The sequence below is a fragment of the Comamonas trifloxystrobinivorans genome (assembly GCF_043359985.1).
In the GTDB taxonomy this organism is placed as follows: domain Bacteria; phylum Pseudomonadota; class Gammaproteobacteria; order Burkholderiales; family Burkholderiaceae_C; genus Comamonas; species Comamonas trifloxystrobinivorans.
Window position 1 is genome coordinate 103643 of record NZ_JBHZGV010000013.1, and the last position, 17882, is coordinate 121524.

General features: G+C 63.8%; 14 protein-coding genes and 1 pseudogene. 6 read left to right on the forward strand and 9 right to left on the reverse strand.

The genetic code is table 11. The features are described from left to right. Window positions 1-24 precede the first annotated feature (24 nt). The 5 genes from ACFIQF_RS17035 (at window position 25) to ACFIQF_RS17055 (ending at window position 7987) form a co-directional block, all read left to right on the forward strand. Entirely contained in the window at window positions 25-1302 is a 1278-nt protein-coding gene (locus ACFIQF_RS17035) for an NnrS family protein (protein WP_393944698.1), read from the forward strand. Window positions 1303-1491: 189 nt separating this feature from the next. Continuing rightward, window positions 1492-2502 carry an HlyD family secretion protein gene (locus ACFIQF_RS17040; protein WP_393944699.1) on the forward strand — a complete coding sequence of 337 codons (1011 nt, stop codon included), beginning with the start codon at window positions 1492-1494 and terminating at the stop codon, window positions 2500-2502. 7 nt (window positions 2503-2509) lie between these two features. After that, on the forward strand, window positions 2510-5251 hold the full coding sequence (rbbA, locus tag ACFIQF_RS17045; RefSeq protein WP_393944701.1) for a ribosome-associated ATPase/putative transporter RbbA: 2742 nt from the start codon (window positions 2510-2512) through the stop codon (window positions 5249-5251). A gap of 1 nt (window position 5252) precedes the next feature. Continuing rightward, window positions 5253-6377, forward strand: a complete 1125-nt coding sequence (locus tag ACFIQF_RS17050; RefSeq protein WP_393944703.1) for an ABC transporter permease — start codon at window positions 5253-5255, stop codon at window positions 6375-6377. 29 nt (window positions 6378-6406) lie between these two features. Then, a complete protein-coding gene (locus ACFIQF_RS17055; protein ID WP_393944705.1) occupies window positions 6407-7987 on the forward strand; it encodes a TolC family protein in 1581 nt (526 codons plus the stop codon). A gap of 9 nt (window positions 7988-7996) precedes the next feature. Here the strand turns inward: ACFIQF_RS17055 and ACFIQF_RS17060 are convergent, their stop codons facing one another. From ACFIQF_RS17060 to ACFIQF_RS17070, 3 genes and pseudogenes are all read right to left on the reverse strand, one after another. Next, a complete protein-coding gene (locus ACFIQF_RS17060) occupies window positions 7997-8401 on the reverse strand; it encodes a ribonucleotide reductase subunit alpha (protein WP_393944707.1) in 405 nt (134 codons plus the stop codon). A gap of 88 nt (window positions 8402-8489) precedes the next feature. Next, window positions 8490-10367, reverse strand: coding sequence for an aminopeptidase P family protein (locus ACFIQF_RS17065; RefSeq protein ID WP_393944709.1), 1878 nt, complete (start codon window positions 10365-10367; stop codon window positions 8490-8492). A 250-nt stretch (window positions 10368-10617) separates the two neighbouring features. Beyond that, window positions 10618-10971 (reverse strand): annotated as a pseudogene (locus ACFIQF_RS17070) (NAD(P)/FAD-dependent oxidoreductase); the annotation flags it as partial. On the opposite strand from ACFIQF_RS17070, the gene ACFIQF_RS17075 reads away from it, so the two are divergent. Then, the gene (locus ACFIQF_RS17075) at window positions 10921-12129 is read left to right on the forward strand and encodes an IS30 family transposase (protein WP_393944869.1); all 1209 of its coding nucleotides are present in this window, start codon (window positions 10921-10923) and stop codon (window positions 12127-12129) included. The pseudogene ACFIQF_RS17070 and the gene ACFIQF_RS17075 sit on opposite strands and share 51 nt — an antisense overlap. Window positions 12130-12207: 78 nt before the next feature. Here the strand turns inward: ACFIQF_RS17075 and ACFIQF_RS17080 are convergent, their stop codons facing one another. From ACFIQF_RS17080 to ACFIQF_RS17105, 6 genes are read right to left on the reverse strand one after another with little or no spacing between them, the layout of a single operon-like run. Continuing rightward, window positions 12208-13710: an efflux transporter outer membrane subunit gene (locus ACFIQF_RS17080; RefSeq protein WP_393944711.1), complete on the reverse strand. Its 1503-nt coding sequence runs from the start codon at window positions 13708-13710 to the stop codon at window positions 12208-12210. After that, window positions 13697-14170 (reverse strand): cytochrome c, encoded by a 474-nt coding sequence (locus tag ACFIQF_RS17085; RefSeq protein WP_003056106.1) that lies wholly within the window; start codon window positions 14168-14170, stop codon window positions 13697-13699. Before ACFIQF_RS17085 ends, ACFIQF_RS17080 begins: the two co-directional genes overlap by 14 nt. A gap of 28 nt (window positions 14171-14198) precedes the next feature. After that, window positions 14199-14909: an ABC transporter ATP-binding protein gene (locus ACFIQF_RS17090; RefSeq protein WP_393944713.1), complete on the reverse strand. Its 711-nt coding sequence runs from the start codon at window positions 14907-14909 to the stop codon at window positions 14199-14201. 1 nt (window position 14910) lies between these two features. After that, a complete protein-coding gene (locus tag ACFIQF_RS17095; protein ID WP_393944714.1) occupies window positions 14911-16116 on the reverse strand; it encodes an ABC transporter permease in 1206 nt (401 codons plus the stop codon). Then, window positions 16113-17264, reverse strand: a complete 1152-nt coding sequence (locus ACFIQF_RS17100) for an efflux RND transporter periplasmic adaptor subunit (protein WP_003056109.1) — start codon at window positions 17262-17264, stop codon at window positions 16113-16115. Before ACFIQF_RS17100 ends, ACFIQF_RS17095 begins: the two co-directional genes overlap by 4 nt. Beyond that, the gene (locus tag ACFIQF_RS17105; RefSeq protein WP_004393990.1) at window positions 17261-17869 is read right to left on the reverse strand and encodes a TetR/AcrR family transcriptional regulator; all 609 of its coding nucleotides are present in this window, start codon (window positions 17867-17869) and stop codon (window positions 17261-17263) included. The genes ACFIQF_RS17100 and ACFIQF_RS17105 overlap by 4 nt, the downstream gene beginning before the upstream one ends. Between the last annotated feature and the right edge of the window lie 13 nt (window positions 17870-17882).

Here is a 17882-nt window from a genome sequence, read left to right on the forward strand (position 1 = left end):
TCTCAGGCGGCCGCGCCTGCGAATATGAGCCCGGCCCAAGCCCGCGCGCAGGCCAAGATGCAGCCGGCGCCCTGGCGCTGGGCCCTGTTGTTGCATGCCCCGCACCGCCTGGCGTTTGCCAGCGCGGTGGCCGTGATGACCCTGGCCAGCTTGTGGTGGTGGCTGGTGATGGTGGGGCGGGGCACTGGGGCCTTTCACATGGCCATGGTGGTACCCGACACCTTTGTGCATGCGCTCTTGATGAGCTTTGGCTTCATGCCCTTGTTCTTCACGGGTTTCTTGTTCACCGCGGGCCCCAAGTGGCTGCGGATGCCGGAGGTGAGCGCGCGACAGGTTCTGCCTGGGGTGCTGACCCTGGTCGCGGGGTGGGCGGTGCTCCTGGCGGGAGCCTATGTGCACCACCGCTTGGCGGCGCTCGGCGTGGGCGTGGCCACCTTGGGCTGGGCCATGCTCTCGGGCCGGTTCGTGGGCATGGTGCAGCGCAGCCCCGCCCCTGATCGCCTGCACGCCCGTTTGATTGCAGCAGCCAGCGTGATCGGCCTGCTGTGCATGATGGCCGCTGCCGTTGGGCTGTCCACACAGGCTTATCTGATGGTGCGCGTGGCCGCGCTGCTGGGTTTGTGGCTCTTCATCGTGCCGGTGTACGTGGTGGTGGCTCACCGTATGATCCCGTTCTTCTCGGCCTCGGCTGTGCCCAGCCTGGATGCCTGGCGCCCCAACTGGTTGCTGTGGACGATGCTGGGCATGGTCTGGCTGCAAGGCGGCTGGGTGTGGTGGGAGGCGCGCAGCCTGCCGACTCTGCCGTGGCTGTGGATGCTGCGCTTTGGCACGGCCCTCTTGTCGGGTGTGCTGATTCTGGCCCTGGCGGTGCGCTGGGGGCTGTGGCGCAGTCTGCGCAACCGCTTGCTGGCCATGCTGCACCTGGGCTTTGTCTGGCTGGGGCTGGCGTTCTGCCTCGACGCCTTCACCGTGTGGATGCGCGCCCAGGGCGTGGACATCCCGACCTTGCTGCCGCTCCACGCTTTGACCATGGGCTTCCTGGGCAGTGTGCTGCTGGCCATGGTCACCCGCGTGAGTTGCGGGCACAGTGGGCGTGTGCTGGCGGCCTACAGCATGGCGTGGGGTCTGTTCTGGAGCCTTCAACTGGCAACGCTGAACCGGCTGGCAGCCACGCTCTGGCCCGCACACGCCAACACGCTGCTGCTGGCTGCCGCCTCGTTGTGGCTGCTCACCCTGGGGGCCTGGAGCGCGCGCTACTGGCGCTGGTATGGTCAACCGCGGGTGGATGGCCGACCCGGTTGATTCAAGGTTCCAGGCGCCCTCCCGGGCGCCTTTTGCTTGGGATCGGGCAAACCCTGGGGTGCCTGTCCGACAGCAGGTGTGCCTGTGCGACATGCCCTATGAATGCGCAGACTGGCATCTGATCTACTTCAATGTCCGAGCATTTTGCTGGGTCGATCATGACCTGAACGAACCAGCAAAGTGACGACCATGAAGTTCTCTCTCCATCCTTATCGCGGTTTCATCCTGGGCGCAGTGGTGTCTGCGTTGACGGTGTCTGGCGCCTGGGCCACCTGGGGTGCCTTGCGCTCCGAGGAGGCTGCCCCGAAGATCGTCTCCGGCAACGGCCGGCTGGACGTGCAGCGCATCGAGATCGCCACCAAGTTCCCGGGCCAGGTGCAAAGCATTGCCGTACACGAGGGGGACATGGTCAAGGTGGGCGACATGATCGCGCAAATGGACACCACCGACCTGCAACGCCAGCTCGACGGCGTGATGGCCATGCGCCAGCGCGCGACCCAGGCCATGGCCCGTGCACAAGGCGAGGTGCGCGTGCAAAGCCTCAAGGCCAAGGTCGCGCAGATGGACTATGACAACGCTGTGCGGATGCGCGACGACACGCTCATCTCCGAGTCCGAGCTCAAGAAACGCCAGGCCCAGCGTGATGGTGAAGCCAGCGGGGTCAGCATTGCCAACGCCGCTGCGGGCGAGGCCAAAGCGGCGCAGTCCGAAGCCGAGGCTGGCATTGAGCGCCTGAAGAACGCCATTGCCGATCACACCCTTAAGGCGCCTGTGGCCGGGCGCATCGAGTACCGCGTGGTGGAGCCTGGCTCGGTCATCCCCGCCGGGGGGCGCGTGGCCACGTTGGTCGATACCTCGCAGGTCCACATGACCATCTTCCTGCCCACCAATGTGGCCGGTCAGGTGCGCGTCGGAGACGAAGCCCGCATCGTTCTCGATGCCGCGCCCGACCTGCGTCTGCCCGCCAAGGTCAGCTTCGTGTCGGCCGATGCCCAGTTCACGCCCAAGCATGTGGAGACCGCCAGTGAGCGCGAAAAGCTGAGCTTCCGCGTGAAGCTGTCGCTGTCGCCCGAGGTGGCCTTGGCCCATGTGGGCCTGCTCAAAGGGGGCTTGACCGGGAACGGCTTCGTGCGCCTGAGCGAGCCGCCCGCCCGCACCGACAGCAAGACCGCCGACGCCCGCACCGCCAGCGCCTGGTGAGCCGCTCATGCAGTCCGCGATCATCGTCGAGTCGGTGAGCCATGCCTACGACGACAAACCGGCGCTGGATCAGGTCAGCCTGACGCTGCCCATGGGCAAGACCGTCGGCCTCGTGGGGCCGGACGGGGTGGGCAAGTCCACCTTGCTGGGGCTCATGGCAGGTGTCAAGAAACTGCAGTCCGGTCGCTTGACCGTGCTGGGTGGGGATGTGGCCTATGCTGCCTTTCGCCGTGAACTGGCGCCCCGCGTGGCCTACATGCCGCAGGGCCTGGGCCGCAACCTGTACCGCTCGCTCTCCGTCTACGACAACATCGATTTCTCGGCGCGCCTCTTCGGGGTACCGTCGGCCGAGCGTGACGCGCGCATTCAGCGCCTGATGCGTGCCACCGCGCTCGACCCTTTCCATGCCCGTCCGGCCGGCAAGTTGTCGGGCGGCATGAAGCAGAAGGTCTCGCTGTGCGCCGCCCTGGTGCACAACCCCGACCTGCTCATCCTCGACGAACCCACCACGGGCGTGGACCCCTTGTCGCGCCGGCAGTTCTGGGCACTGGTCGAGAGCCTGCGCACCGAGCGCCCACACATGACCGTCCTGGTCGCCACCGCCTACATGGAAGAGGCCGAGCGCTTTGACCACCTCGTCGCCATGGACGAGGGTCGCGTGCTGGTGTGCGCGCCCACCATCGGCGTGCTGGAGCAAACCCGCGCGGCCAGCCTGGAGGAGGCCTACATTAAGCTCTCCCGCAAGGGCGATACCGCGCCGTTGCGGATCCCGCCTTTGCCCCCGCACGATGGCCCCCCGGCGATGGAAGCCGAAGGCCTGACCCGCCGCTTTGGTGATTTCGTGGCCGCGCGCGACGTGACCTTCTGCATTCCCCGTGGCGAGATCTTCGGCTTCCTCGGCTCCAACGGCTGTGGCAAGACCACGACCATGAAGATGCTCACCGGCTTGCTCGACATCACCGAGGGTTCGGCGCGCCTGCTGGGCAAGCCAGTGGACGCCTCCGACCTGCGCACCCGGCTGCACATCGGCTACATGTCGCAACTCTTCTCGCTGTACGAAGAGCTGTCCGTGCGCCAGAACCTGCAACTGCACGCCCGCCTGTACCGCATGGATCCGGCCACCGCAGATCAGGCCATCGAAGCCTCGCTCGACACCTTCGAGCTGCGCGCCTATGCCGAGACCATGCCGGCCAGCCTGTCGCTGGGCATCCGCCAGCGCCTGCAACTGGCCGCCGCCTGCCTGCACAAGCCCGAGGTGTTGATTCTCGACGAGCCCACCTCCGGCGTGGACCCAGCCGCTCGCGACATGTTCTGGCGCCACATGATCCGCCTGTCACGGGAGGAGGGCGTCACGCTCTTCGTCTCTACCCACTTCATGAACGAGGCCCAGCGCTGTGACCGCATCTCGCTGATGCACCGCGGTCGCGTGCTGGCCGTGGGCAAGCCCGATGACCTGTGCTTGGAGCGGGGTTGCGAAACGCTGGAGCAGGCCTTCATCGACTACCTGGAAGCCGATCAGGAAGCCGAGCACCTGCCGCACACGCCCATTGAGCACGACCCGCTGGATGCCCCTCTGACCCCATCAGCAGCGGCCAGCCAACCGCCGTCGGCCGCCGCCCTGTGGTTCAGCCGCATGTGGGCCTTTGCCCAGCGCGAGGCCATGGAACTGCGCCACGACAGCATCCGCCTGGCTTTCGCCATCATCGGCCCCATCATCGTCTTGTGCGCCGCCACCTGGGGCCTGAGCTTCGACGTGGAAGACATCCGCTTCTCGGTGCTCGACCGCGACCAGAGCACCGACAGCCGCCGCTTCGTCGAGCACTTCGCCGACTCGCCCCACTTCGTCGAGCAAGCCTCCCTGAGCAACGCCCAGGAGATCGACGCCCAACTTCGCTCCTCGCAGTCCTGGCTGGTGATCGACGTGCCGCCCGGTTTCGGCCGTGACCTGATCGGCCAGCGACAACCCGAAGTCGGCTTCTATGTGGACGGCAGCAGCCTCGTGCGCGCGGCCCACACCGTCAACTCGATCAAGGCGGTGGCCATCGAGCACGCCGTGCAGCTGGCCCGGTCCACGCCCGGGGCGGAGACCCCCACGGTGCCGATCACGGTGGCACCGCGCATGGCCTACAACCCTTCGTACCAGAGCCTCTTCGTGTTCGGCCCCAGCAACCTGATGCTGGCGCTGACCCTCATCCCGGCCATGCTCACCGCCCTCGGCATGGTGCGCGAGAAGGAAATGGGCACCATGGTCAACCTTTACGCCTCACCCGGCGCCATCAGCGAATTCCTGGTCGGCAAGCAGCTGCCCTATGTGGCCCTGACCCTGCTGAGCTACCTCACCCTGGTGGCCGTGCTCATCTGGGGCCTGGGCGTGCCGCTCAAGGGCAGCTTCCTGGCGCTCACCCTGGGCGCTACGGCCTACGCCTTCGCCATCACCGCCATGGGCCTGCTGATCTCGGCATTCGTGCAAACGCAGGTCGCTGCGCAGTTCCTCACCGCCATCCTGTGCGTGATCATCACCACCAACTTCGCCGGCGTGCTCAGCCCTGTCTCCACGCTTGACGGCGTCAACTTCTACATAGCCCAGGGCTTCCCCGCCTCGTGGTTCCAGAAAGTGAGCCTGGGCGTGTTCACCAAGAACTGGCAGCTGCAGTGGCAGACCCTGGGCGTGGCCTGCGTCGTGATGATGGGCTTTGCGGTGGCCTACCTGAGCGCGGCGCGCCTGTTCGTGCGCAAGCAGGAGCGTTGACATGATCTGGCTGCTCAACGTCTTTCACCTCAGCCTCAAAGAGCTGCGCTGCGTGCTGCGCGACCGCACCATGATGGGCGCCATCCTCATCTCCTTCACGGTCGCCGTCTACGTGGTGGCTGTGGGCGCCAAGGCCGACGTCACCCACGTCACCATCGGCATCATCGACCACGACCAGTCCGGCCTGTCCCAGCGCATCCGAGCGGCCTTGCAACCCCCCATGTTCCAGACGCCGGTGGACCTCACGCCTACCACCGCGCAAGCCGCCATGGACGAGGGGCGCTACCTCTTCATCCTCGACATTCCCCGGCAGTTCGAGGCCGACATCCACGGCCAACGCCCCACCACCGTGCAGCTCACCGTGGACGCCACCGCCATGGCCCAGGCCCAGCTCGGCATCGCCTACATCACCGAGATCGTGCTGCGTGAAACCCTCAGCGCGTTCAAGGTGGACAGCCTGGACAAGCGCCTGCCCACCCGGCAGGTCGTGCACGTGCTCTACAACCCCAACACCTCCACCAGCTGGTTCACCTCGGTCATGCAGCTCATCAACAACGTGACCGTGCTGTCGGTGGTGCTCGTGGGCGCGGCCGTCATCCGCGAGCGCGAGCGCGGCACCATCGAGCACCTGCTGGTCATGCCGGTGCGCCCCAGCGAAATCGCTGTGGCCAAGATTGCAGCCAACGGCCTGGTGATCCTGCTGGCGGTGGCCGTCTCGGTGCTCGCCATCATCGAAGGGGTGCTGGGCGTGCCCATCGAAGGCTCAGTGGGCCTGTTCCTGCTGGGCACCGGGCTCTATCTCTTCTCGCTGACCGCGCTGGGGATCCTGCTGGCCACCGTGGCCGCCTCCATGCCGCAGTTCGGCCTGCTGGCCGTGCCGGTCTTCGTGATCATGTACATGCTCTCGGGTTCGGCCACCCCCTTCGAGAGCATGCCGATGTGGTTGCAGCACCTGATGCAGCTCTCGCCCTCCACCCACTACGTCCAGCTCACCCAGGGCATCTTGTACCGGGCCGCCGGGGTGGACATCGTCTGGCCCCAGATGCTGGCCGTGGGTGGCATCGGAATCGCTTTCCTGGCGCTGGCGCTGATGCGCTTTCGCTCCATGCTCGCCCGTCAGGGCTGACCCCTCTCTCTTGTTTTTCGGAGTGACACATGCGTGCCCATCGCCGTCTGGTGAACCGACCCACCTCCCGTCCCACGGCCCTGCGCCTGCTGGTGACTGCTACCGCGACCTTGCTGGCCTCGGCCTGCACCACCGTGAAGGTGGACATGCCCCCGCTGGCGGTGCAGGTGCCGGGGCAATTCGACTCGGTCGACCCGGCCACGGCGCAAAGCAACACCGACATCGCCCAGTGGTGGCGGCAGCTGGAAGACCCCGTCCTGAGCGGCTACATCGAAGAAGGCCTGCGTCAGAACGTCGATGTGCGCATCGCACTGGCCCGCATCAAAGAGGCAAGGGCCTTCCACGGCATGGCCGAGTCGGCCTACTACCCCACGGTGGAGGTGGCGGCCGGAGCAGGCCGCTCGCGCGAGGGTGGAGCGGTGCCCACCGGGCTCGGCAACACCAGCATCCCCGGCTGGCCGGGCAACATCCCCATCCCGCTGCCGGGCAATGTGACCCCATCCTTGCCGCAGAACGTCAGCATGCCTCAGGGTAACACCCATGCCTACGGGTTGGCCGCCACCTGGGAAGTGGACATCTTCGGCGCCCGCCACGCCGATGCCGAAATGGTTCACCAGCTCATCCTGGGCGCGCACGAGCAGCAGCACGGCGCCCAGCTCATGGTGGCCGCCGACATCGCCACTCGCTACTTCGAGGCCCGCGGCGTGGAAAAACGCCTGCGTCTGGTCGACCGTGCCATCTACGTCGTCGAGCGCGGCGTCAAGTACGCCCGCGGGCGTTCCCAGTCAGGGCAAACCGAGGCTGCCGACGTCGCCCGCGCCGAAATGCACCTGCGCGACGCCCAATCCAAGGTCGAACCGCTGAAGGCCTTGCTGGCCAGCCACCTGCGCCGCATCGCCGTGCTCATGGGCCAGCCGCCGCAAAGCCTGACCGAACTGCCGCCGCTGCCACCGGGCGCCCAACGCCCGCCCAGCTTGCCCAAGGTCTTGCCCGGTGATGTGCTGGCGCGCCGCCCCGATGTGCGTGGCGTCGAGCGCAAGGTGCGTTCGCAGGCAGCCAAGCTGGGCTCGGCCCGTGCCGAGCTTTTCCCCAAGTTCTATATCGGCTTGGGCGCCTCGGCGGGCCGTGCCCATCCGGACGACATCGAGGGCTACAACTTCGTTACTCAGTCGCTCGGCGTGGGCCTGCGCCTGCCCATCTTCACTGCGGGGAGCATCCGCGCCAACATCGCGGCCAACGAGGCCCAGCTCGAAGGCGTTGCCCTCGAATATGAAAAGACCGTGCTGGGCGCGCTGGAAGACGTCGAAAACGCCTACACCGCCCACCGTGCCTTCACCTCACGCGTGGCCTACCTGACGCAGACCGCAGACCTGGCGCACCAGTTCGCCCGCGAGCGCATGGCGCACTTCGGTGCCGGACAGGCCTTGCTGCAGGCCGCGCTGGAGGCCCAGGCCGACGCGCTCAAACGCGAAGACGAAGCCCTGCTGGCCGAGATCGAGCTCAACACCCACACGGTGCTGCTTTACAAGGCGCTGGGCGGTGGATGGTCGCCCGACCCGGCGCCGAAGTCCGAGCCGATCCCGGTCGCGCAATGGCTGCCGACCGAGTGACGCGTCGCCTCAGTTCAATCTGATGGCATCGCCATCCAGGTTGAACGGGATGAAGTGGTCGATTTGCCCCACCTTGATCGCATCGACCATGCCCTGCAGGTGCTGCTGTGCATCTTCGCTCGACGGCGCACGCGGCCCGATGCCCGACATCCCGGCCACGAACACCACGGCCCAGTCGTGACCGAACTGTTCGGCCTCACTCACCAGCTTGTCGAAGCTGCCGATCTCGTCCGGCGTCTTGTCCACGCACATCAAAGGCGTCAGCTCGCCGCCGTGCCCGGCCTCAAAGGCAGCCTGTTGCTCAGGCGTGGCATCGTCGGGCAGGCCAGCGCCGGCAAACACCAGCAGCAGGCGCTGGGCATCGGGTTGCTGACGGGCGGCTTCCAGCAGGTCGTTGAAATGCGAAATGTTCATGGTGTCCAGGAGATATGCGGTTCTGTCCGCAGTCTAGCGAGACACCGTCCTTTGGCCTATCGGTCAGATGGACGAGGGCGGCGGGCGATCACAGCGGTTCGGTGCGCAGCTGCAGCCACGCCAGCGCGTCGCCACTCACCAGCGGGCTCAGGCGGCGCCGCACCTCGGCGTGGTAGGTGTTGATCCACTGCACCTCGTCGTCGCGCAGCAGGCTGCGGTCGATGCAGCGCGTGTCGATCGGACACAGGCTCAGCGTCTCGAACGCCAGATAGCGGCCATATTCCGGCGTGCCCGGTTCGGCATCAGGCACCGCAGGCGTCACCGGCACATTCAGTACCAGGTTTTCGATGCGGATGCCCCATTGCCCCGGTCGATACAGCCCCGGCTCGATCGAGGTGATCATGCCCGGCAACATCGCCATGTCCGGCACCGGCACCGCTTTGGAGATCGACTGCGGTCCTTCGTGCACGTTCAGGAAGTAGCCCACGCCATGGCCTGTGCCATGGCCAAAGTCCAGCCCTTCGGCCCACAGGGGAGCGCGAGCCACGGCATCGAGCATCGGCGCCAGGGTGCCCTGTGGAAAACGCATCCGCGACAGGCCCAGCGTGCCCTTGAGCACCAGCGTGTAGTCGCGCTTTTGCGCTGCCGTGGGCGTGCCAATGGCCCACACCCGGGTGATGTCGGTCGTGCCGCCCAGGTACTGTGCGCCGGAGTCGATCAACAACAGCCCCTCGGCCGTCAACCCGGCCTGCGTGCTCAACACCGCATAGGCCTCGGGCGTGGCCCGGTAATGGGGCAGGGCGCCGTTCGCATTGAAGCCCGCAATGGTCGGGAAGCTCAGCGACACATAGCCCGGCTGCTTGGCCCGCTCGGCCGTCATGCGCTCGTCAATCGTCAACTCGCTCACATGCTCGCGGCCCAGAGCTTGCTCCAGCCAGGCGTAAAACGCGCACATGGCGGCACCGTCGCGCTCCATCGCTTCGCGGATGAACACCGCTTCTGCATCTGTCTTGCGCGACTTCGCCAGGGTGCTCGGGTTGGTCGCCTCCACCACCTTGACACCGGTGGGCACCGCCTCACGCAGCCCCCAGGTCACACGCTTGGGGTCCATCCACACCACGCTGTCGGCGGTCAGGGCCGCCAAGGTGGGCAGTGCATCTGCATAGGGGCGTACGATCACGCTGTCTTGCGCCAGCTTGGCAGCCAGGGCCGCATCCACCTTGCCTTCGCCCACGAACAGGCTCACTTCGTCCAGCGTCACCAGGGCATGGCCCAAGAACACCGGGTTGTACTCCACATCGGCGCCCCGCAGGTTGAGCAACCAGGCCAGATCGTCCAGCGTGGCAATCCAATGGTGGGTAGCCCCCTGGGCGCGCATCTGCTCGCGCACACCGGCCAGCTTGTCGGCACGCGCCGTGGCAGCATGGGGCAGGGTGTGCTCGTACACCGGCGCCGTGGGCAGGCCGGGGCGGTCGGGCCAGATGCCATCCAGCACGTCCACCTGTGTGAACAGTTGCCAGCCGGCCGCACCCAGTGCGTCACGCAGCTGCTGGGTTTGCGCCAGGCCCATCACCGCGCCGTCCACGGCCAGGGTGGGTTGCGCGGAACCGTTCGTGCCGGCGGCCTCGCCCAAAGCCTTCAACTTGCTCACATAGGCGGGCGTGGCCGCACCTTCCAGCTTCACCAGGGCCACGCCGCTGCCGGCCAGTTCGGCCTCGGCCTGTTCCCAATAGCGGCTGTCCGTGAACAGCGCCGCCTGCGTGGCCGACACCAACAGCGTGCCCGACGAGCCGGTGAAGCCGCTCAACCACACCCGGCCTTGCCACCGCTCCGGCAGGTACTCCGACAAATGCGGGTCGCTGCTGGGTACCAGCACCGCCTGCCAGTTCTGCTGCGCCATGCGTGCGCGCAAGGCTTGCAGACGAGGAGCGATGGAAGCGGGGGAGGCGGCAGAGGAAGCAGTCACGGCGAGCAAGCCAACCGGTCAGGCGGCATCAAGGCAGAAAGCCCGATGTTGCCACGACCCGCACAGCGATCTCGCAGGCCACGCCAGCAACCCCACCTCGCACGCAGCCAAAGCCGCTCACCCGTGGGAGTTGCGCGGGATGTATCCGTTGTTAGTCGGGCTTGTCCACCCGCACGAGGCGGGTGTGGGGCTCCAGCGCATGCGGGTCTGGGAACACGCGGGCGTGGCGCTGCGAGGTGAAGTAGGCCTAGGCCCAGTCCATCATCACCACGGTGCGGTTGCGGAACCCGATCAGGAAGTACACGTGCACGAACAGCCAGAACAGCCAGGCCGCAAAGCCGCTGAAACGGATGCGCTTCTTCGTGAACGGGATGTCGAGCATCGCCACCGCCGCGCGCTTGCCAATCGTTGCCATCGAGCCGTAGTCGAAGTAGCGAAACGCTTGGGCATCCAGCCCCTTGAGCTTGCGCATGATGTTGAACGCGGCCTTGCGCCCCATCTGCTTCGCACCAGGGCTCACGCCGGGCACGGGCGTCGGGTTCTCCGGATCCAGATAGCTCTTGGCCGAGGCCAGGTCACCCACCACATAGATGTTCGGGTGTCCAAGCCTGTATCCAACAGGTATCTGTCGTTTGACCAACGAGAAGAGATCGGATTACTTCGTGCGCAGGATATTGGCGTGCGGGAGATTGCTCGTCGAATTGGCCGAAGTCCTTCTACTGTATCGAGGGAGCTGACACGCAATGCGGCGACTCGCGGGGGCAAGTTGGAATATCGAGCATCCGTTGCGCAGTGGAAAGCAGAACTTGTGGCCAAACGCCCCAAACCATCCAAGCTGGTAACGAATCCACGGTTGCGTGAATATGTCCAAGAACGCTTGGAAGGCTCCATTTACGATGTGCAAGGGTGGGAAGTTGCCGGTCCCCAGCAAGCGGCGTTCATTGGCCGCAACAAGCCCCACCGCTGTGATCGCAAGTGGGTCAAAGGTTGGTCTCCACAGCAAATTGCGAACCGATTACGGCTGGACTTTCCAAATGATCCATCGATGCGCATCTCACACGAAGCCATCTACCAAGCCCTGTACATCCAGGGTCGAGGTGCCCTCAAGCGAGAGACGGTCAGTTATCTGCGCACCGGGCGGGCGCTACGTGTTCCTCGGGCAAGGTGCCAAGCTAAAGCGTGGGCTCATGTCAGTGAAGAAGTAATGATCTGCAATCGACCGTTCGAGATAGAAGATCGCAAAGTACCAGGACATTGGGAGGGGGACTTGATCATCGGTTTGGGACGATCAGCGATTGGCACGCTGGTCGAGCGCACAAGCCGCTTGACCATGCTTGTGCACTTGCCACGAGAGGATGGCTATGGCTTGACCCCAAGGGTAAAGAATGGGCAGCCGTTGGCTGGCTATGGTGCCGTCACGATGGCCAATGCTCTCAGAAAAACTGTCACCAAACTGCCTGCCCAGCTATGGAAATCGTTAACGTGGGATCGTGGTAAGGAGCTGTCAGACCACGCACGGTTCACTGCCGAGTCAGGGGTGCAGGTGTTCTTTGCTGATCCTCATAGTCCATGGCAACGTGGTACGAACGAAAACACCAACGGGCTGCTGCGCCAATACTTCCCCAAGGGCACGGATCTATCTCGATGGAACCATCGAGAGCTTCAAGCAGTGGCATTGACACTCAACAATCGACCACGCAAAACGTTGGGCTGGAGAACACCTGCGGAAGTCTTTAATGAGTATCTAGAATCGGTAACTTAACTTGGTGTTGCGACGACCAGTTGAATCCACCCTGACGTAGTTTGCGCCCAGCATCTGACATCAGGTTAGGGTATAGCCTTAACTGACACCACCTCCCAGGGCCTGATATAAAGCAACACTATCGACTAGGCGTTGTGCCTGGGCCGCAACCATATTGATCCGGATTGACTGTGCCTGTTGCTGCGCGATGAGCAGTTGCAGGTAGCTGGCCGCGCCCAGCCGGTATTGCCGCTCGACCGACTGCAATGAGGCCTGTGCAGCCATATCAGCGGCAGCGAGGGCAGTCAAAGTTTGTGCATCGCTTTCCACCGCGCGCAGGGTGTCGGCGACGTTACGCAAAGACTCCAATACGACGCTCTGGTAATTGGCTGCGGCGGCATCAAAAGCGGCGAGCGCCGCTCTTTTTTCAGCGGGTAGCCCTGGATTAAAAAGAGGCTGGGTGAGCTGCGCAACCAGGCCCCACACTGCCGAGCCACCACCGAACAGGGCACCGGTGGTCAGCGCTTGAGAGCCAAGGTTGGCGCTCAGGTTGATCTGTGGGTAGAGCTTGGCGACAGCCACACCATAGTCTGCATTGGCCGCATGCAACAGCGCCTCTGACGCCTGGATATCCGGTCGGCGGCGCACCAGTTCTGAGGGCACGACGAGCGGCATCTCGACGGGCAGAGTGAAATCGGCCAGAGTGAAATCGGCCAGAGTGAAGGCCGGGATGCCACCCGTGCCTGGGGCACGACCGGCTAGCACCGCCAGTAGATGTTCGGTTTGTTGCAGTTGTTTACGCAGCGCAGGCAGTTCTGCCCGCGTTTGCTCCGCCTGAGCTTGTAGGCTCAACGCTTCATCAGGTGAGGCCTGACCGATACGCACGCGTTCATGGGCTAGGCGCAGTTGCTCATCCTGCACGCGCAAAATGGCAGTAGTGGCTTCTAGTTGCGCGGCGAGGCGTGCTCGGGTAATGGCAGCGGTTGCCATGTTGCCGGCAAGGGCCAGGCGCGCAGCATTCAGTTCGAAGCGACGGTAGTCGGCGCGAGCAGCCAAGGCTTCGAGTGCGCGCCGGTTGCCGCCAGCCAGATCGAGGTTGTAATGCACGCCAACGCTGGCGTTGTAGAGGCTGAATTGACGTGCGTCTCCGCTCAACCCTTGGCTACTGGGACTCATTTGCTGGCGCTGAGATCCCAGTGCGACATCTACCTGTGGATATTGCGTCGAGCCCGCCTGTGCGGCAAGAAGCTCCTGCGCCTGTCGCAAATTGGCGCTGATGCTCGCCAGCGTCGGGCTGACATGGAAAGCTTCGTTTATCAGTCCGTCGAGTGCGGATGAACCCAAGCTTTGCCACCATTGCGTTTCGATCGGAAGCCCTTTGACTAGACGTTGTGTTTCGCCGAACTGCGTGGGAGCGGACACGGTTCTATCAGCCACCGGTGTTGCAGTGTAGCGAGCCACATCGGGTGCGGTGGGACGCTGAAAATCAGGGCCGGCGGCGCAGCCGGCCAGACCGGCGGTGACCAGACCAGCTACCAGGTAAGTTGCCGCAAGCCGTCTTTCGAGGCTGATGGGGCGCTGGCATGTTTTAGCGTGCTCCATAAAAATGCTCCACGAAAGGTTTACGGAAAGCTTGGTGGCAGCCCAAGCAGCTTTCCTGCACGTGGGCGAATGATTGGATCACCGCCTTGCCGTCGCTGCTCGCAGCAGCCAGCTTCATGGCCAGCGCCGCCTCGTGAGTCTGCGCGTCAAAGTTTCTGAACTTGGTCGCATCAGCGCCGAGGTAAGCAAGGATGCGCATTTTTTCAGTAAGCGGTGGCTCGGGGTGTGCAGCAACTTTTGGGGCGAGCTGAACGACCTGAACCCATTCCTCCTGCGAAATCGCACCGGTAATAGCCTGCATGTTGCGCCCGAGTTCCTGCATGATCTTGCGTAGCGCCAGTGGCTCAACCTGGGTAGCGTCACCAGCCCAAGCTGGCAACTGAAAACCCCATAAAAGCAGGCAGGCCGTAACGGTCAGGGTGATAGTTCCAAATGCGTGGCTGTGTTTGCGGTGGGTCATGAAATTCTCCTGTAATTCAATCGTTCTCTCATTCGAACTCCCGCCCTTCGCCAGCTTCCTCATGGGTCACGCCGTCGCGGATGTGGTAGATGCGCTTGAATGTGGGGATGATCTTTTCGTCATGGGTGACGACGATGATGGCGGTCTCGAACTTCCGGGCCATGTCGTTGAGGATGCGGATTACAGCCATGGCGCGCTCGGAATCCAGCGGCGCAGTGGGTTCATCGGCCAGGATCACCGGCGGACGATTGACCAGTCCGCGCGCGATGGCGACCCGTTGCTGCTCGCCACCGGAGAGTTGCGAGGGCATTGCGCGAGCTCGGTGTTGCACATCAAGCGCTGTGAGCAATTCCAGTGCCTTCGCGCGCGACTCTCCATTCGCGACGCCTGCAAGCATCGGCAGCAGCGCCACGTTGTCGGTGACATCGAGAAACGGAATCAGGTACGGCGCCTGGAAAACGAAACCGATCTTGTCGCGCCGCAAGGCGCGCAAGTCGCGGACTTTCCAGCCATCGTCGTAGATCTCTTCATCGCCCAGCGTCATGCGACCGGCGGTCGGATCAATCACCGCGCCCAGACATTTGAGCAGCGTGCTCTTGCCGGACCCGGAAGGGCCAATCAGGCCCACCACCTCGCCGGGTGCCACCTGCATGTCCACGCCTTTCAAGGCATTGACCGCGGTATCGCCCTCGCCATAACGTTTTCTCAAACCTTCGATGCGAATGCCTTTGCCACTCATCTCAACCTCCAATGGCTTCGGCCGGGTCGACCTTGAGTGCCATGCGAATGGCGACGATGCTGGCTAGAACGCAGATCACGAGCACGGCGAAAAAACCGGCGATGGAGTCGAACGGCATCAGCAGTACGTACTTGGGAAACAGGGGCGCTGAGAAAGTGGCTGTGATCTTGCCGACCACGAAACCAATCACGCCCAGGGCGAGCGCCTGCTGCATGATCATCGCGGCGATGGTTCGGTTGCGTGTGCCGATGAGCTTCAACACCGCGATCTCGCGGATTTTGTCCATCGTCAGCGAATAGATGATGAAGGCAACGATGGCCGCGCTAACGATGGCCAGAATCACCAAGAACATGCCGATCTGCTTGGCCGACGTGGCGATCAACTTGCCGACGAGGATGTCTTCCATCTGTGCCCGTGTGTAGACCGTCAAACGTTTCCAGCGCCGGATGGATTCGGCAACCTCGTCCGGCGCATGACCAGGTTTCAGAGTGACCAGCACTGCATTGACGAACGCGTTGGTGCTCTGTGAAGCAATCACGGCATCCAGCAAACCAGTAACACCGGGTCGATTGAAGGCCGGGTTGGCTTCGGTGCGACGCCGGCTTTGCCAAATGGCGTCGTTGTCCTTGAGGAACTGAGCCTCTTGGGCATCCTTGAGCGGAATGAATACCATCGGGTCGCCGCTGGACGACACCATGCGCCGTGTCAGCCCCACGACGGTGTAATGATTTCGGCGAATGGCAAGACGATCTCCCAGTTTGAAGCCGGTGGCGATGTCGGCCACCGCCTCGTAGTGACCGCGCGTGATCTGGCGTCCAGCGACGAGATAAGGAGGCCATCCGGGTGTAGCCCCCAACGCACCGGGCGCGATGCCGACCACCATGGTGCGTACATCACTCTCGCCCTTGCGTACCTGCATGGTCAGGTAGGTCGCGTTCGCTGCCTGTGAGACTCCCGGCATGGCGAGAATGGCGCGATACACGTCATCGTTGAGGCTGGACGACTCCGCATAAGGACCCAGAGTATCCTTTTGCACCACCCAAAGGTCAGCGCCACTGTTGTCGAGCAACGCCTTGCCGTCGTCCACCATGCCTCGGTACACCCCAGCCATGACCAGGGTGACGCCGATCAGCAGACCCAGACCGATGCCGGTGAAGACGAATTTTCCCCAGGCATGGAGAATGTCGCGGCCGGCCAGGCTGATCATCGTGACACTCCTGGGATATGGTCGACCACATGGATGCGGCTGCGCGCCGTCAGTGCCTTTTCGCTATAGGTCACAACCTGGTCCCCATTCTTGAGCCCTTCGCGCACCTGCACGTAACCATTGAGGTCGGAAGTGCCGAGCTTGACCGGGGAGAAATGCAGATCACCATCCACGATTTGCCAGACACCAACTTTGTCGCCCTCACGCTGGACGGCAGCGTTGGGGATCAGTGGAGCGGCCGGGAGCGCCGGCAAGTCAACCGTGACTTCGGCCAGTTCACCCACCGGTGGCAAAGGTTCTGGTTTGTTATCGAATGTCACCTTGGCAAGCGTTTCCTCGGTTACCGCGTCGGCCTTGGGTTCCACCCGCAGCACGCGACCTTTCAAGGTCTGGCCACCACGCGAACGCAGGACGATAAGAGTCGGCAACCCCCCAGCCAGCCCCGATGCGCTGATCTGGTCGAAGCGCGCATTGATCCACAAACTCTTGGGGTCGATCACTTCCACCACGGCCTGGCCCGCGACGATGGTCGTGCCGGGATCGGCATCGCGCACGGCGACTACACCGTCGACCGGCGCGATCAGGCGCAGATTGCTCCGCTGCGCGACGAGTCCTTCGCGGTCGGAGCGTGCCCGGACAATATCTTCCCGAGCGGCAGATAAGGCGGCATCGGCGATCTGCAGTTCCTGCCGCTTGGTGGTGACGATTTCCTCGCTGGTCGAGCGCACCGCAAACAATTGCTCGTAGCGGCGCGCCTGGGTTTGCGCGTAGGCTTGCCGGGCTTCTGCCTCGCGCAAAGCCGCTTCCGCACGCTTGAATGCCGACTCCTGTGAGCGCACCCGATCATCGAGGTCGACCGGCTCCATCTCGCCGAGCACCTGTCCGGCCTTGACCTGGTCGCCTACATGCACCTCCAGGCGTTTGACGCGCCCGGCAAACGTCGGCCCGATCTTGTAGGTGTAGCGCGCCTCCACCGTGCCGATGCCGAACAGCGCCGGTGTGATAGCCCGTGATTCCACGCTTGCCACCGTCACCGCGACCGGGGCGAGCGGCCCTGATCGCAGACCGACATAAATAAAAAGCACCAGCAAAGGAATGATGACGGCAAGCAGCGCCAGGGTGCGGCCTTGCAAGGGTAACTTTTTCATTGCGCACTCCTTATGCCACGCCGATAAATTGCAAAGACGCGCGGCGCATCGCGGTGCATACGTCCCACATCACCCGCCAACAGCGATTGCATGACCAAGCCCTGGATCGTGCCAATGAACAGCGTTGCCGCCGCCTCGTTGTCAAGCGAGGGAGACAACTCGCCGCTGGCCTTGCCTTTCTCGATGAGACGATGCAAACGTTCGCCGTAGCGCTGAATCAAGGTTTGCACCATGCGCTTGGCCGGTGTCGATTCGGCACGCTGAAGCTCACCAAACATCATTCTTGGCACGCCTGGGTGCTCAGCTACGAATTCGATATGACTCATGAACATCGCCTCCATGGCTGCCAAGGGCGACTCGATTCCTTGTGCGGATCGATCGATTCTGGCTAATAGGCGCTCTGCTACCCACTCCATGACCGCCTGCCAAATGGCTTCCTTGTTCGGGAAGTGCCGAAACAGCGCACCCTGGGTCAAGTTCATGTGTTTAGCGATAGCTGCAGTGGTTATCTCGCTTGGGTTTTGTGAACCGGCAAGCGCCACGACGGACTCGACAGTTACGGCACGACGTTCATCGGCCGGCAGATGCTTTGGATGGGTGTCCACGAGCACTCCTTGT

Coding starts and splice junctions, on each gene's coding strand:
- ACFIQF_RS17080 (WP_393944711.1), bottom strand. CDS start 13,710: ATGGAGCACGCTAAAACATGCCAGCGCCCCATCAGCCTCGAAAGACGG.
- rbbA (WP_393944701.1), top strand. CDS start 2,510: ATGCAGTCCGCGATCATCGTCGAGTCGGTGAGCCATGCCTACGACGAC.
- ACFIQF_RS17090 (WP_393944713.1), bottom strand. CDS start 14,909: ATGAGTGGCAAAGGCATTCGCATCGAAGGTTTGAGAAAACGTTATGGC.
- ACFIQF_RS17050 (WP_393944703.1), top strand. CDS start 5,253: ATGATCTGGCTGCTCAACGTCTTTCACCTCAGCCTCAAAGAGCTGCGC.
- ACFIQF_RS17095 (WP_393944714.1), bottom strand. CDS start 16,116: ATGATCAGCCTGGCCGGCCGCGACATTCTCCATGCCTGGGGAAAATTC.
- ACFIQF_RS17085 (WP_003056106.1), bottom strand. CDS start 14,170: ATGACCCACCGCAAACACAGCCACGCATTTGGAACTATCACCCTGACC.
- ACFIQF_RS17055 (WP_393944705.1), top strand. CDS start 6,407: ATGCGTGCCCATCGCCGTCTGGTGAACCGACCCACCTCCCGTCCCACG.
- ACFIQF_RS17100 (WP_003056109.1), bottom strand. CDS start 17,264: ATGAAAAAGTTACCCTTGCAAGGCCGCACCCTGGCGCTGCTTGCCGTC.
- ACFIQF_RS17060 (WP_393944707.1), bottom strand. CDS start 8,401: ATGAACATTTCGCATTTCAACGACCTGCTGGAAGCCGCCCGTCAGCAA.
- ACFIQF_RS17035 (WP_393944698.1), top strand. CDS start 25: ATGAGCCCGGCCCAAGCCCGCGCGCAGGCCAAGATGCAGCCGGCGCCC.
- ACFIQF_RS17040 (WP_393944699.1), top strand. CDS start 1,492: ATGAAGTTCTCTCTCCATCCTTATCGCGGTTTCATCCTGGGCGCAGTG.